15 protein-coding genes are annotated in these 15,063 nt (G+C 57.4%); 11 read left to right on the top strand and 4 right to left on the bottom strand.

The genetic code is table 11. The annotated features are described in order from the left end of the window. Positions 1-216 precede the first annotated feature (216 nt). The 6 genes from GOV85_RS14775 to GOV85_RS14800 all read left to right on the top strand — a co-directional run bounded on the left by GOV85_RS14775 (position 217) and on the right by GOV85_RS14800 (position 5,658). Positions 217-1,455, top strand: a complete 1,239-nt coding sequence (locus tag GOV85_RS14775) for a Coenzyme F420 hydrogenase/dehydrogenase, beta subunit C-terminal domain (RefSeq protein WP_217358296.1) — start codon at positions 217-219, stop codon at positions 1,453-1,455. 255 nt (positions 1,456-1,710) lie between these two features. Next, positions 1,711-2,706 carry a tRNA dihydrouridine(20/20a) synthase DusA gene (gene dusA / locus GOV85_RS14780; RefSeq protein WP_171179464.1) on the top strand — a complete coding sequence of 332 codons (996 nt, stop codon included), beginning with the start codon at positions 1,711-1,713 and terminating at the stop codon, positions 2,704-2,706. 15 nt (positions 2,707-2,721) lie between these two features. Continuing rightward, positions 2,722-3,546 (top strand): sulfite exporter TauE/SafE family protein, encoded by an 825-nt coding sequence (locus GOV85_RS14785; protein WP_171179467.1) that lies wholly within the window; start codon positions 2,722-2,724, stop codon positions 3,544-3,546. Then, positions 3,543-4,325, top strand: coding sequence for a hypothetical protein (locus GOV85_RS14790; protein ID WP_171179468.1), 783 nt, complete (start codon positions 3,543-3,545; stop codon positions 4,323-4,325). Before GOV85_RS14785 ends, GOV85_RS14790 begins: the two co-directional genes overlap by 4 nt. Before the next feature lie 36 nt (positions 4,326-4,361). Beyond that, positions 4,362-5,090, top strand: coding sequence for an STAS/SEC14 domain-containing protein (locus GOV85_RS14795; protein ID WP_171179470.1), 729 nt, complete (start codon positions 4,362-4,364; stop codon positions 5,088-5,090). Between the two features lie 367 nt (positions 5,091-5,457). Further along, entirely contained in the window at positions 5,458-5,658 is a 201-nt protein-coding gene (locus tag GOV85_RS14800) for a hypothetical protein (protein ID WP_171179472.1), read from the top strand. 4 nt (positions 5,659-5,662) lie between these two features. Here GOV85_RS14800 and GOV85_RS14805 read toward each other — a convergent pair whose 3' ends face one another. The 3 genes from GOV85_RS14805 to ccmI are packed head-to-tail and all read right to left on the bottom strand — an operon-like array spanning position 5,663 to position 7,596. Beyond that, entirely contained in the window at positions 5,663-5,896 is a 234-nt protein-coding gene (locus GOV85_RS14805) for a DUF1289 domain-containing protein (protein WP_171179474.1), read from the bottom strand. 18 nt (positions 5,897-5,914) lie between these two features. Next, positions 5,915-6,379 (bottom strand): Holliday junction resolvase RuvX, encoded by a 465-nt coding sequence (gene ruvX / locus GOV85_RS14810; RefSeq protein WP_171179476.1) that lies wholly within the window; start codon positions 6,377-6,379, stop codon positions 5,915-5,917. Beyond that, on the bottom strand, positions 6,376-7,596 hold the full coding sequence (gene ccmI, locus GOV85_RS14815) for a c-type cytochrome biogenesis protein CcmI (RefSeq protein ID WP_171179478.1): 1,221 nt from the start codon (positions 7,594-7,596) through the stop codon (positions 6,376-6,378). The genes ruvX and ccmI overlap by 4 nt, the downstream gene beginning before the upstream one ends. A 176-nt stretch (positions 7,597-7,772) precedes the next feature. Between ccmI and GOV85_RS14820 the strand changes: the two genes are divergently transcribed. From GOV85_RS14820 to GOV85_RS14835, 4 genes are all read left to right on the top strand, one after another. Continuing rightward, positions 7,773-9,017 carry a sarcosine oxidase subunit beta family protein gene (locus tag GOV85_RS14820; RefSeq protein ID WP_171179480.1) on the top strand — a complete coding sequence of 415 codons (1,245 nt, stop codon included), beginning with the start codon at positions 7,773-7,775 and terminating at the stop codon, positions 9,015-9,017. A gap of 76 nt (positions 9,018-9,093) precedes the next feature. Further along, on the top strand, positions 9,094-9,423 hold the full coding sequence (locus GOV85_RS14825; RefSeq protein ID WP_171180050.1) for a sarcosine oxidase subunit delta: 330 nt from the start codon (positions 9,094-9,096) through the stop codon (positions 9,421-9,423). Between the two features lie 67 nt (positions 9,424-9,490). Beyond that, positions 9,491-12,505 (top strand): sarcosine oxidase subunit alpha family protein, encoded by a 3,015-nt coding sequence (locus GOV85_RS14830; protein WP_171179482.1) that lies wholly within the window; start codon positions 9,491-9,493, stop codon positions 12,503-12,505. Beyond that, a complete protein-coding gene (locus GOV85_RS14835) occupies positions 12,498-13,064 on the top strand; it encodes a sarcosine oxidase subunit gamma (RefSeq protein ID WP_171179484.1) in 567 nt (188 codons plus the stop codon). The genes GOV85_RS14830 and GOV85_RS14835 overlap by 8 nt, the downstream gene beginning before the upstream one ends. A gap of 536 nt (positions 13,065-13,600) precedes the next feature. Here the strand turns inward: GOV85_RS14835 and GOV85_RS14840 are convergent. After that, on the bottom strand, positions 13,601-14,359 hold the full coding sequence (locus GOV85_RS14840) for an FkbM family methyltransferase (protein WP_171179486.1): 759 nt from the start codon (positions 14,357-14,359) through the stop codon (positions 13,601-13,603). A 100-nt stretch (positions 14,360-14,459) separates the two neighbouring features. Between GOV85_RS14840 and GOV85_RS14845 the strand changes: the two genes are divergently transcribed. Further along, positions 14,460-15,059: a superoxide dismutase gene (locus GOV85_RS14845; protein WP_170704218.1), complete on the top strand. Its 600-nt coding sequence runs from the start codon at positions 14,460-14,462 to the stop codon at positions 15,057-15,059. Positions 15,060-15,063 lie beyond the last annotated feature (4 nt).

The raw sequence follows: 15,063 nt of genomic DNA on the forward strand, positions 1-15,063 counted from the left end.
CTGAACTGAGCGTCGAAACCGAAAATGTCGAAGTCGACAACTGCGCTCATCAGGTGATCCTGAAGCTTGAGCAAATGGGGTTGATTTCGGGCAGTTGGGGAGAGGGTTGGTGATGGCTGTACCTGTCTTGAAGGCTTTTTGGGGCCCAATCGTCCAATGTAAACCCAACTGCCGGAATGGTGCCGTTATAGCCCTCGGTGATTTTGAGTGAAGAACATGGACCCCAACACACGCTTTTCAAAGATTTTGAAGGACGGATTGTGCATTGGCTGCGGTCTTTGCCAATCTGTGCTTGGGTCAGCAAAACTGCATATGGAAAAGGCGCAGGACGGAGAACTGCGCCCGCAGCTTCGAGGCGAGCTGACCCGGGCGGATGTTGACCTTGTCTACGACGTTTGCCCTGGTGCGCGTTGCGAGGCGATCCCATCCGAAGAAGCGAATGCCGCCCCCTTTGATGACCTGGTCTGGGGACCTTATCACAGCCTGTCTCGGGCTTGGGCGGTTGATGCCAACACGCGGTACGAGGGCTCTACCGCAGGTGTCTTAACCGCGCTGGCGCAATACCTACTATACTCGGGGCGGGTCTCGTTCATCTTGCATGTGAAAGCCTCGGAACAAGAGCCGACTTTTGGCGAGGCCACGATTTCGACAACGATGGAAGAGGTTTTGAGCGGGGCAGGGTCTCGCTATGGTCCGACGGCACCGCTGATTGGACTGGTTGCGGCTTTGGACCGGAACGAACCCTTTGCCGTTGTTGCAAAGCCGTGTGATCTGAACGCTATACGCAATCTTGCGCACAAGGATGCGCGTGTGAATCGCTTGATAAAGTATATGCTGGCCCCTGTCTGCGGCGGCTTTATGCCCGATCAGGCCATGAACCGCTTTTTGTCGGACAACGACATACTCATGCAAGATATCACAGCCTTGCGGTACCGTGGCCGTGGGTGTCCGGGCCCGACAACAATCACCACAAATGACGGTCGACGTCGCGATTTTCATTATCTTGATTTTTGGGGCGAAGACGAAAGCAAATGGTCATTGCCTTTTCGCTGCAAGGTTTGTCCCGATGGTATTGGCGAGGCCGCAGATATTGCGGCCGCTGACACCTGGCCCAATGCCACGCCGGACCGAGAAGGGTCCGTAACGGATCCTGGTACCAATTCAGTGATTACCCGCACGCAGCGTGGTGAAGCGCTTTTACAAGCAGCACTTGCGGACGGATTTCTGGCCCCCGGAGGACAGGTTGATGTTGACTACATGAGTAACACGCAGCCGCATCAGGTATCTAAAAAGCGGTTTATGCATGCCCGATTCAAAGGGCTGAACCGGGCTGGTCAACTAACGCCGGCGACCTTCGGTTTGCGCCTGGAAGAGCTTTCTGATCAAAACACCGCAGAGGAAAACACCGCTCAGGAACAAGGGGCATTCGAGCGCGCTTCGAGGGTAAATGTTTAAAAATATACGTTTTTCTCTGCTGGCCTTTTGTGATCATAGGCACCGCAAACCGGTTTGAGACGGTCACGTCTGGTATGACCACGACAGTCACGAGACGTTGGCTTCTCGCACAGTGCCTTCGGCCTGCTGTTCGCGCCGTCGCGATGTGTTACACCCCAAGAACGCTCGAATCGTGATCTTTGGAAAACCCGAGGAGATACGGCTAAAACCGGGGATATCGCACGCAATGGAGTTTAGAGCTGTGGAGCTGGCGCTTTGAAAAACAACGCACAAAAAGCAGCGCGTTTAAGCGTTGCGCCGATGATGGACTGGACAGATCGACACTGTCGCTTTTTCCATCGACTGCTCAGCACCGAGACCTTGTTGTACACCGAAATGGTGACAGCGCCGGCGCTTGTACGAGGCGGGGCGATGCACTTGTTGGAGTATTCGCCAGAGGAACATCCGGTGGCATTGCAGCTTGGCGGTTCGGACCCGGATGAACTGGCGCAGGCCGCACGGCTGGGGGCCGAAGCTGGATATGATGAGATCAACCTCAATTGCGGTTGCCCATCGGACCGGGTGCAATCGGGCACGTTTGGGGCGGTTCTGATGAAAGATCCGGGCCGTGTTGCCGAATGCGTGTCCGCGATGTGCGCGGCTGTGGATGTGGACGTTACGGTCAAGTGCCGCATCGGGGTTGACGATCAAAACCCTGACGATGTGCTGCCTGCATTTCTGGACCAGATCCGTAACGCGGGTTGTCAAAGGGTGACAATCCACGCACGCAAGGCTTGGTTGCAGGGGCTGAGCCCCAAGGAAAACCGGGATATTCCTCCGTTAGACTATGATCTGGTGCACCGGATGAAGGCGGCGTTTTCGGACCTTCATATCTCGATCAATGGCGGTATCGCTTCATTGGACGCGGCGAAGGCTCATCTGGATGCAGGCCTGGATGGGGTGATGATCGGACGGGCCGCGTACCACCAGCCCGGAGATATTCTGTCAGAGGCTGACCCGCGCATCTTTGGCGTCGGAGACGCGCGAGATCCGATTGCGATCGTTCAACAAATGGTGCCCTATATTGATAAGCATCTTGCCAAAGGCGGGCGGTTGCACCAGATCACGCGCCATATGCTCGGTCTCTTTGCAGGCCGCCCCGGGGCCCGTGCATGGCGGCGCGCCTTGTCAGAAGGGGCCGTGCACAAGGGGGCAGGGCCCGAAGTGATGTTGCAGGCGTTGGACCACATTGCGCCGATGGCAGAGGCTTAACAGGCAGGGGGAACAATGCCCGAGACGATGTTGCTGGCTCAGATGCTGGGCCTTTTGCTTGTGATCGGAGCGCTGGCTGGCGTTCTGGCAGGGTTGCTTGGGGTCGGCGGAGGTATCGTTCTTGTCCCCGCGTTCTTTTATGCCTTCCAAACCCTCGGATATGGCGGCCCGCAACTGATGCAGCTGTGTTTGGCGACATCGCTTGCCACGATCATTGTGACATCGGTTCGTTCAGTTATGGCGCATAACAAAAAGGGTGCCGTTGATTGGGACATTCTGCGTGGATGGGGACCGGGTATCGTCGTTGGCGCAATAGTTGGCGTTATGGTCGCCTCCGCCCTGCGGACCGAGGCCCTGCAGGCTTTGTTTGGCGTTCTGGGTATGGTGATTGGCGCGTATCTTGGGCTGGGCCGTGCTGAATGGCGACTGGGCGATGTTATGCCGGGGGGGATCAAAAGGGCAGTTCTGTCGCCCATGGTAGGCTTTCTTTCGGTTCTGATGGGGATCGGGGGTGGCAGTTTTGGTGTTCCGCTGATGAGCCTTTATAACACCCCGATCCACCGTGCCGTCGCAACAGCGGCAGGCTTTGGTGTGATCATTGCCGTGCCGTCTGTTATCGGTTTTCTGTTTCTTGAAATCGCTCCCGAGCATCGGCCTCCGCTCACCATCGGAGCGGTCAATCTTGTGGCTTTCGGGGTCGTTGTTGCCATGACAATGATGACTGCGCCCTGGGGGGTGAAACTGGCCCATGCGATGGATCCGAAACCCTTGAAGCGGGTCTTTGCGGTATTTCTGACGCTGGTTGCACTAAACATGCTGCGCAAGGCGGTTGGGCTATGAGTGATTTCTGGACCAAGGGCTGGGTCAAGTTTCCTTTTGATCCAACGCTTGCCGAATGGATTGGTCACGCGTTGCCCGCCGCACGGGCGTCAACTTCGGACCCGGAACATGCAGAATGGTTGGATTGTGAAGGAACATGGTTCATCGGCGTGGATGCATTACCCAATGACCCGCAGGGCAGGGTCGGGTCGTCTGGGCCTTTGACCGGACTGGCCCTGTCGTTCATTCGCGAACACTATGGTGATTTACCTCTGCACAAAGGGCAGGTTTCGGTCATCTATCCGGGCTACCCACGCCCGCGGCGTTGGGAAAACGAAGCCGCCACTCGGTATCGCCGGAATAGGGATGCTGCCCATGTGGACGGTTTGCGCCCAATGGGCCCGGATCGTCGTCGGCGTGTGGATGAGCCACATGCGTGGATATTGGGCATTCCCCTGACCGAGGCCAGCGCGGATGCGTCACCCATGGTGCTGTGGGAAGGCAGCCATCATATTCTTGGTTCTGCCTTCAGGGATGCGTTGCGTGGCACACCAGACGAGGCTCTGCATGAAGTAGATGTGACGGATATCTACCAAGCCGCGCGACGCGAGGTTTTTGAGACCTGCCCGAGGATCGAATTGCCTGCCGTACCGGGGGAAGCTTACCTGTTACACCGCCATTGTCTGCATGGTGTTGCGCCCTGGGCTGACGCGGCCACAGCCGGACCAGATGGACGGATGATCGCCTATTTTCGACCGGAATGTACCGGGGGTGTGGCCGAATGGATCAAAACTGCCTAACCTTCTGTCATTATTTGGCTTTGGAGGTTTTGAGGTATGATTAAGGTCCATACGAATTCTGATGGTGCCCTGATTGAAGTCGAGTTGTCAGGGCAAGTCACAAGCGCCGACTACACAAACACCTTGGTTCCTGCGATCGAGGCCGCGTTGACCGAAAATGATACGGTGCGTCTACTGGCCATCGTGCAGCCTGAATTCAAAGGGTATGATCTGGGCGCTGCATGGTCGGATACCAAGCTGGGGCTCAGTCATTGGCGTGGCTTCGACCGGATCGCAGTAGTTGCCGATCAGGGCTGGGTGAAAACCAGCGTTCGTCTGGCCGCCCCGATCCTGCCGTGTCCCGTGCAATTGTTTGATCTGGCTGATCTGGAAGCCGCCCGGCGTTGGATGCGCGAGTCGCTGGGCTCGATCCATGTGACCGACTTGGGCGGGCCGAGTGTGCAGATCAGCCTTTTGGGTAAACTGGACCCCGAGGAATACCAGCAGGCAGAGCGTGATCTGGATGGCTTGCTTCAGGACCGCGACGGGTTTCGCTTGCTGATCGACCTGCGGGAATTCGATGGATGGCAGGGACTGTCTGCGTTAGCGGCGCATTTCCGGCTGGCCAGTCGCCATATCGGTCAGTTGGACCGAGCTGCGATTGTTGGCGACAAAAGCTGGCAGCATATGGCCCAAAAAGTCGCCAGTCATGTTCTTGGCACTCGGACTCAGTTTTTCCCGTCTGAAGAGTTCGACAACGCAAAAACCTGGCTGGCTGCCGGATAAGCCCGCAGTGTGCTTAAGGTGGCGGCGATCAATCCCCAGGGCATTGATCGCTGCATCGCGCTCGCGAAATTCATGATGATTCGCCAACAATGGTTGGGTTGCAAAGTGCACACTTGTTATTTGCGTTTTGCTCAGACCTGAACGCCTAATAATGACGTGAGGGAACTTCAGGCGTTTATGGGTTTTTACTGACGGGTGCGTCAAATACGATCTGGACCTGAGTGTTTTCCCCCTAATTTTCGTTGGAAACACCTTTAGCCACACTTTGTCGCTGCGGGTCACCACTTACATAAGACGCGAGCTAGAACCCCTCGGAGCTCGCTTTCGATCCGCAGCGGCAGAAATGTTATTTAGCGGGAATAACAAGATGAAATTGAATGCTCTGTTTGGAAAGCTGTTAAGCCGCGCCGCGTCTGACAATCGGCGTGTGAAACCAAAAAGTGAAACTGTTCGACATGACCGGGCGACGCGATCCGAGATGACGGTTCTGCTCTGCAAAGAATTGCATAAACCTGTTTCGAAGCTGGCCGGACATGCGCAAATCGACGCGCGAGATAAGCTGGGCTAACTGCTCAGGAGTCGTTTAAGCGACCCGCACGTCCGCCGCGCCGTTTGGCAAGCCGGGGTTTGCGCGCGGGCAAGTCATCCATGATTTCTGCACGCTCAGAGCTGTCCATCTTGGACCAGCGCGTGATTTCGTCAATCGTGCGATAGCATCCGGTGCAGATGCGTTCAGTCGGGTGAACGACACAGATCTGGACGCAAGGGCTTTCGACCTCATTCCGTTTCCACACCATATTCGTCATTGACGGTCTCCGACCTCGTTACAAAAAGCGCAACCTGTCCAGCGCCCCTTGCAAGATATAACCTGCGGCTACGTGATCAATAACCTGTCCGCGACGTTTTCGTGTCGTATCCGCCTCCAGCAGTGCTTTTTCTGCCGCAACCGTGCTGAGCCGTTCGTCCCAGAATCCAATGGGCAGATCGGTCAAACGGGACAGATTTCGCGCAAAAGCCCGTGTCGACTGGCAGCGCGGCCCCTCAGACCCATCCATGTTTTTCGGCAGTCCCAGTAAGATACCACCGATTTCACGATCGGTCACAATCTCGATCAAACGCGCGGAATCCAAGGTAAATTTTTTGCGCCGTACGGTTTCCAGCGGACTGGCAACCCCGCGCATCCGGTCGGACACGGCAACGCCGATTGTCTTTTCACCAAGATCCAGACCCATCAGTGCTGTCATCGGCGGCAACGCTGCAGCGAAGTCCTCGAACGCATCGTGGATCATTGGGCAATCCCTGCCTGCAACGCGGCTGCGTCGAGGATTCCAAGTGCTTCGGAATTCCCGGCAAAGACTTGCATGGCCTCTTTGTGAATATCGATGGCCCTTTGACCCTGACCCAGAACACCCAAAGCTACAATCAGACGTGCCCATTCCTCGGGCGCGCCGCCTTCGGTGGCCAGACGGTCTGACAGCTGGTTCACCATCCCCTGAATCATCTCTTGCCGTTCTTCGGGCGTCAATTCCGCCGCGGCGGCCATATCTTCCTGACTGGGGCCGGCCGCGGTGCTGAGGTCTGGTGCATTGAAAACACCTGCTCGAAAGGCCAGTTCATCGATCTGCGCCCGAATGGCACCGACCCAGGGCGCGCCGCTTGGGGAATCCTGTAAGGTTTGCACCCACATGCGATAGGCCAGGTCCGGGCGACCGACCTGAGCCAACATCTGCCCCCAGTAGTAACGCGCCGGACCATGGCGACGGTCCCGGTTCAACGCTTCGGTCAGGGCCTGTTCAGCCTCTGGCGAAACATAGCCGCCCGCCGCGAGGATCATCATCTCGGCAAGGTCAGCGTAAGCGTCGGCCGTTGCTGCGTCCCCGGACAGTTCAATCACGCGTTTCTGCGCGGTATATCCTGCCTTGAAGTTGCCAGCGTTGGTCTCGTGCTGTGCCAGCAGCATTTGCCCCTGCAGGTCATCCGGACGGTTGGCGACCGTTTCCCGCAACTGATTCAAAAGCGCTTCATAGCTTTCGTCCAACTGCGCAGGTTGCGGTGGGGTCGCCAGCTGTTCTGCGGCGTTTTGGGGCGGACGGTTGGCGCGAACCTCTTCCGCAAGCTCCAGCCTTGCGGTCAATGGCATGTCGGGCAAACCCACGGCACCGGTCCGATCATACAGTGCCGTCGCACCACCGATCAGGATAAGCGCAATCACGACCACCGAGATGATGGAAACGGCTCGCGAAGGCCCAGATTCGGCGTTGCCCTTTTTCATTTGTTCGTCGGCGGCCAGAATGCGACGGGAAATCTCGGTTCGGACCCGTTCGGCGTCTGCCTCGCCAATCACACCGCGCGCCAGGTCTTTGTCGACCCCGGCCAATTGTTCGCGATAAACCTCCAGATCATAAGCGGCTGAAGGTTTCTCCCCACTGCGATTGTGCAGCAGAGCGAAGCAAAGGAATGCCGCAATCAGGAGTGCGACAATAAAAATCAGAACCCAGAACGTCATGGTCCCTCCGAAGATGTTGCCCTGACTTAGACCCACGGGCCGCCCGACAAAAGGGACAAATGGCCGCGAATGAGCGACATGTCGCAATAGTGCGATATTGCGGCGTTGCGCGGCAGGGGTAAACTGCGCACACACGGCATATCTGCGCCCAATCACCGAACCGGATGGATTCGCACATGAAACACTATTCAGCCTTTGCTGTGGCGCGGGAAGCTCTGCGCTATCACACCGGATGGGAACGCGCCTGGCGTTCGCCCGCACCCAAGAAGAAATATGACGTCATCATCATAGGTGCTGGCGGGCACGGTCTAGCGACCGCGTACTACCTTGGAAAGAACTACGGCATACAGAATGTCGCGGTGATCGAAAAAGGCTGGCTGGGTGGTGGTAACACGGGCCGGAATACCACCATTATCCGTTCGAACTATCTGCAGGATCCATCGGCTGCGCTGTACGAAAAAGCGCGGGGGCTTTATGAGGACCTGAGCCAGGACCTGAACTATAACATCATGTTCAGCCCGCGCGGTGTGATGATGCTGGCGCAGACACAGCACGAGATTCGCGGTTATCAGCGCACGGCCCATGCCAATGCTCTGCAGGGTGTGAAGACCGAATGGATCACCCCCGAGCGCGTCAAGGAACTGGTGCCGATCATCAATCTGGAGGGTCCGCGCTATCCGGTTCTGGGCGCGTTGTGGCAGGAACGCGGCGGCACCGCGCGTCACGATGCTGTGGCCTGGGGCTATGCCCGTGCCTGTTCTGCCATGGGGATGGATATCATTCAGCAATGTGAAGTCACAGGCGTGCGCTCGGATAACGGGCGGGTCGTAGGCGTAGATACCACCAAAGGTGCCATTGATTGTGACAAGCTGGGCATCGTCGTTGCCGGCCACTCTGGTCAACTGGCCGAAATGGCGGGCTTCCGTCTGCCGCTTGAAGCGATTGCATTGCAGGCTCTGGTATCCGAACCGATCAAGCCTTGCATGGATGTGGTCGTAATGGCGAACACCGTGCACGGTTATATGTCTCAGTCCGACAAGGGTGAGATGGTGATTGGTGGCGGCACCGACGGGTTCAACAACTTTACCCAGCGCGGATCGTTCCATCACATCGAGGAAACCGTGCGCGCGCTGGTCGAAACCTTCCCGATGATCTCACGCCTGAAAATGCTGCGGCAATGGGGTGGGATCGTGGATATGACCGGCGACCGGTCCCCGATTTTGTCCAAGACACCGCTGGGTGGCTGCTTCATCAACTGTGGTTGGGGTACTGGCGGCTTCAAGGCGATCCCGGGATCGGGCTGGGGCATGGCACAGCTGATGGCCACAGGTCATTCGCCGCTGACCGAAGCCTTTACTCTGGATCGCTTCAAAGAGGGCCGCTTCATCGACGAAAGCGTCGCCGCCGGGGTGGCGCACTAATGGGTCTGCCCAAGGTCGCCAAGTAACAGAATTCAGGTCGGCTTCGATGCCGACCGACCGCCAAAAGGATGACAACATGCTGATCCTGAACTGCCCTTACTGCGGCGTTGACGCCGAAGAAACCGAACTGGCCGCTGGTGGCGAAGCGCATCTGAAGCGTTTTGGCCCCGGCTCGTCGGATGATGAATTCCACGACTACCTTTTCATGCGTGAAAACCCCAAAGGGGTGCATTTCGAACGCTGGCGTCATGCCAATGGTTGCGGCAAGTGGTTCCACGCCGCGCGCTGCACGCAGACGCTTGAGGTGTTCGGCACTTATTCCGCACAGGTCACCGAGCCGCCGAAAGATATCAAGGATGCCATCACAGCCAAACGTCCTGACTGGACGTGGAGAGAGTTCTCCTGATGCTTCATCTTTTCAAAAATACTCCCGCCGGAGGCTTTGATGCCTCCACCTGCGAAAGGTCCGCAAAATGAGCACCCGTCTCGCAAAACAAGGCCGGCTGATTGACCGGTCGAAAAAGGTCACGTTTACGTTCAACGGCACTTCGATGCAGGGCTACGACGGCGACACGCTCGCTTCGGCCCTGCTGGCCAACGATCAGATGATGATGGGCCGGTCGTTCAAGTACCACCGTCCGCGCGGCGTCGTCGCCAGCGGTGCGGAAGAGCCGAACGCGCTGGTTGGTCTGGGGCAGGGTGCCCGGTTCGAGCCGAACCAGCGCGCCACCACGACCGAGCTGTTCAACGGCTTGACTGCAATCTCTCAAAACCACTGGCCGAACCTCGATTTTGACATCGGTGCAGTGAATACAGCGCTGGCGCGGTTCCTGCCGGCTGGTTTCTACTACAAAACGTTCATCCATCCGAAGCCGTTCTGGAAACACGTCTACGAGCCCTTCATCCGCCAATCTGCCGGTCTGGGCAAAGCGCCCGACAAGGAAACCAAGGACGCGGACACCTATGAACACTTCTATGCCTTTACCGATGTGCTGGTGATTGGCGGTGGTGTAGCTGGGCTGCAAGCAGCGAAAACGGCCGCGCAATCCGGTGCCAAGGTTCTGCTGATCGAGCAGACCGCGCATTGGGGTGGTCGCGCTCCGGTTGACGGCGGTACGGTGAATGGCGAGCCTGTGGATAAGTTCGTGGAACAATTAGTTTCCGAACTCGAAACAATGGACAACGTTACCTTGCGCGCGCGATGCATGGGGGCAGGCGTCTATGACCACGGTTACGTGCTGGGATATGAGCGTCTGACGGACCACACTCCGGGCGTGCAAGGCCCTCGTCATCGGTTGTGGCGTATCCGGGCCAAACAGGTTGTCACCGCCACCGGTGCAATTGAGCGTCCGTTGTCATTCGCGGGTAACGATGTGCCGGGTGTGATGCTGGCTTCGGCGATGCGCGATTATGTTGTGAACTGGGGCGTAACACCCGGTGAACGTGTCATTGTTGCCACCAATAATGACGACGCATACCGCACTGCGATCCAGATGAAACAGGCCGGTGTTGATGTTCTGCGCGTGGTTGACGCCCGTGCATCTGCCGGCCCTCTGGCGCAAGAAGCGCGGGACCTTGGTATCCGCGTTGATCCCGGCAAGGCCATCGCGAAGGTCAAGGGCGGCAAACGCGTCAAAAAGGTTGCCATCTGTAACCAAGAGGGTGTCGGCGGCGCGCGCGAGGAGGTCGAAGCCGATGCGGTCGCCATGTCAGGCGGCTGGTCTCCGGTTGTGCATATGTGGTCGCACTGCGGCGGCAAACTGATCTGGGACGAGGCGCACGCGCATTTCCGCCCAGATCCTGATCGCCCACCGCTGGGTGCTGATGGTGAAGGCTTTGTTCTTGCTGCTGGCAGCTCGAATGGTCCGTTGGCTCTGGCAGATGTTCTGAAAGACGCAGACGCAGCAGGCAAAGCAGCGGGCAAGGCCGTTGGTCATACGCCCAAACGCACCAAAGCCCCGGTTGGTGAAACCACTGCCGAGGCACCGATGGAAGCTGTTTGGCTTATGCCTGCCAATGCTGAAATCCAGCTGCGCGCTAAATCGTGGCTCGACTTCCAGAACGACGTCAAAGTCTCGGACGTTCAGCTGGCGGCGCGCGAAGGGTATGAAAGCGTCGAGCACACCAAGCGTTACACCACGTTGGGCATGGCGACCGATCAGGGTAAGCTGAGCAATATCAACGGCTTGGCGATCCTTGCTGATGCACTTGAATCAGAGATTCCCAAGGTCGGCACCACCACCTTCCGTCCGCCCTATACGCCCATTTCGATGGGTGCGATCGGGGGCGAGGCGCGGGGTGAAGTATTCCAGCCGATCCGTCAAACTCCGATGCACAACTGGCATGACAAGAACGGTGCCGATTGGGAGCCGGTCGGTCACTGGCGCCGAACATATGCCTATGTTCGTCCCGGTGAATCCGTGCATGACGCAGTGAACCGCGAGGTGAAGAACACCCGCGAAAACCTCGGTCTGCTGGATGCATCGACGCTGGGCAAGCTGATCGTCAAAGGGCCTGATGCGGGCAAATTCCTGGACATGATGTACACCAACATGATGTCCACGCTGAAGGTCGGCAAATGCCGCTATGGCCTGATGTGTTCCGAGAATGGATTCCTGATCGACGACGGTGTTGTTGCCCGTATCGACGAGGACACGTGGCTGTGCCACACCACCACCGGCGGGGCCGAGCGCATCCATGGTCACATGGAAGAATGGCTGCAGACCGAATGGTGGGATTGGAAAGTCTACGTCGCCAACGTGACCGAGCAATATGCGCAAGTCGCCGTGGTCGGCCCGAACGCGCGCAAGGTGCTTGAGAAGCTGGGCGGCATGGATGTCAGCAAAGAGGCGCTGCCGTTCATGGAATGGCGCGATGGCAAGATCGGTGACTTCGATTGCCGCGCCTATCGCATCTCGTTCTCAGGTGAGCTGTCTTATGAGATCGCTGTTCCTGCAAGCCAAGGTCAGGCGTTTTGGGATGCCTTGATGGAGGCAGGGAAAGAGTTCGGAGTGATGCCGTACGGCACCGAATGTCTGCACATCCTGCGGGCCGAGAAGGGCTTTATCATGATCGGTGACGAGACCGACGGCACCGTGATCCCACAGGATTTGGGGCTGCATTGGGCGTTGTCGAAAAAGAAAGAGGATTACCTCGGTAAGCGGGCCCATTCGCGCATCCATATGGCCGATCCAGAACGTTGGAAACTGGTCGGTCTTGAGACTGTGGATGGTTCTGTCATTCCCGACGGTGCCTACGCGGTGGGCGAGGGTGTCAACGCCAACGGTCAGCGCAACATGATCGGGCGCGTGACCTCGACCTATTACTCGGCCAATCTGGGCAAAGGCATCGCCATGGGCCTGATCAAGCACGGGCCAGATCGCATGGGTGAGATTGTCGAATTCCCGGGCACCGACGGTAAAACCTACAAAGCAAAGATCGTGGACCCGATCTTCTTCGACAAGGACGGGGAGAAGCAGAATGTCTGAACCCATCAGCGCACTGAACCACGCCAGCTATGACGGGATCGCTAAGATCGCGGAATGTGGCCTGCAAGGCATGATCACACTGCGCGGTGATCTGTCCGACAAGGTTCTGGCCAAAGCCGTCAAGGATGCAACCGGACAGAAGGTGCCCGGTCAGCGCGAGGCTTCGGTCACTGGCGACACCGGCGTGGCTTGGATGTCCACCGATGAATTGCTGGTGCTAGTGCCTTACGCCGAGGTCGAGGCCAAACTGGCGGCAATGACCAACGCGCTCAGCGGCACGCATGCTCTGGCGGTCAACGTCTCGGATGCGCGTGCGGTATTCAGCATCTCGGGTGCCAGCGCGCGTGAAGTGTTGGGTAAGCTGGCTCCGGTTGAGCTGTCGGCAGAGGCATTCCAACCCGGCCAGATCCGCCGTTCGCGCCTTGCGCAGGTGGCTGGCGCATTCTGGATGGACGACGATCAGACCTTCCGCGTTGTGTGCTTCCGCTCCGCTGCGGACTACGTCTTTAAGTTGCTTAAGGTTGCCGCGCAGCCGGGCAGCGAAGTCGGTGTTTACTGATAGAAAGTAGAAAGCCCCGGATCACCCGGGGCTTTTCTTAGCTTTGAACACTGCAGATGCCAACGCCGGATGGCTTGTTCGCAAAGTTACCCTGCAAAAAGGCCATGCGCACAGTAACGGACTTATCGGAAGGTTTAAGGTTTGCCTGAGAGCGAACACGAACGTTTCCGCCTGCAGCCATGGTTTGGTCCAAGTGCCAGACAACACGATAGCCTTTCGCGCCTCGATCTTAAAATTGTGCCGCCTCTCATTCCCGGTAAGAGCTGGCTGCCAGTGCAGACGCTTGTGCTGTATCAATCTTGAACCTGTACTCTGGCGCGATCCAGCGGTGGGCGTCCTGTTTTGTCATCTTACATAAGCATATAACCGTTTCGGCTGCTCCTGTTTGTACAAGTACCAGCGCAGAAAACTTCAATAAAAATATTTTATTACAATGATTTATTTATTGAATTCAGGTGGGTGCAAGCACCCCGATACACCCAGAAGAGGCAAGATCTATTCGTTGAAGTTTATAGAATACCGGCCCCGGCGTTTCTTTATTGCAAAAGGATTGTACGATACCGGCTTAACCCCTCTGGCTTCAAAAGCTCCGCCGGTTTCAGCGGTTGCATCTTGTCATCCGAGAGAGAGGGGTAAAAATCCAGCGCCTCCAACAATCCGGCCACCCGGTCGCGTCTTTCAGCCTCGGGCAGCAATGGAGCATGCAGCGACAAAAACAGGGCGGGGCGATGTTCTTTGAGCCACGGTGCGAGGGTTGGTAAGACAAAGAACTCTGCCCCCTCGATATCCATCTTAACCAACGACACGCCGGACAGATCGTTTGCGGTTGCGAACTGGTCCCACGCGATGGTCAATGCATCAGAGCCATGCGCTCCGTCATGCAGAAGCGAACTGGTGGAATCCCCCGGCTCGCCCCGAACGGACGCCATGCGGGCCACGCCAAATTTGTCAGACAAGGCAACGCCCAAGGCCGAGACATTTTGAATGCCATTCAGATCCAGATTCCAAGCCAGATGCCGGTACGCTGTGGGGTCGGGTTCGAAGCACCACACATGCCGCGCTTTTCGCGCGCCATATAGGACCGTGGGACCGATCCAAGCCCCGATGTCCAGATAATCGCTATCTTGGGAAAGGAACTGATCCAGCACCGCAAAGGTTTCCGGTTCCCAAGCGCCAGCAGAGGCTTTGCGCCAGAATTTCGAATGGTAGGGGTCTAGGCGAAATGGCTCGCCGTTCAATGAACCTTCATAGTATCCGCGGGCGCGGTAAAACATCTTGCGCGCCTGTGTCAGCATCGCGGACCTCCGGGTTTTATTGCCTCGCCCCTTGACCTGCGGCGGCTGCCACAGCATTTAACCGTTGGGAACCGCAACTTTAATTTAACAGGGGGCCGACATGGCTTTTGAACTTCCTGATCTTCCTTATGCACATGACGCGCTGGCAGCCAAGGGTATGTCCGCGGAAACGTTGGAATATCACCACGACCTGCACCACAAAGCCTATGTCGACAACGGCAACAAGCTGATCGCCGGCACCGAATGGGATGGCAAGTCGCTGGAAGAGATCATCGTTGGCACCTATGACGCAAACGCAGTTGCGCAGAACGGTATCTTCAACAACATCAGCCAGCTGTGGAACCACAACCAGTTCTGGGAAATGATGGGCCCTGGCGACAACGCGATGCCCGGTGAGCTGGAAAAAGCGCTGACCGAAAGCTTTGGCTCGGTTGACGAATTCAAGTCGCAGTTCAGCGCGGCTGGTGCCGGTCAGTTCGGCTCGGGCTGGGCGTGGCTTGTCAAGAACGCCGACGGATCGCTGGCCGTGACCAAGACAGAAAACGGCGTAAACCCGCTGTGCTTCGGTCAGACCGCACTGCTGGGTTGCGACGTGTGGGAGCACTCCTACTACATCGACTTCCGCAACAAGCGCCCGGCATACCTGTCGAACTTCCTCGACAATCTGGTGAACTGGGAAAACGTCGCGTCGCGGATGTAATGAA

Origin of the sequence: Ruegeria sp. HKCCA4633 (genome assembly GCF_013034605.1) — a bacterium.
Taxonomy (GTDB): Bacteria; Pseudomonadota; Alphaproteobacteria; order Rhodobacterales; family Rhodobacteraceae; genus Ruegeria.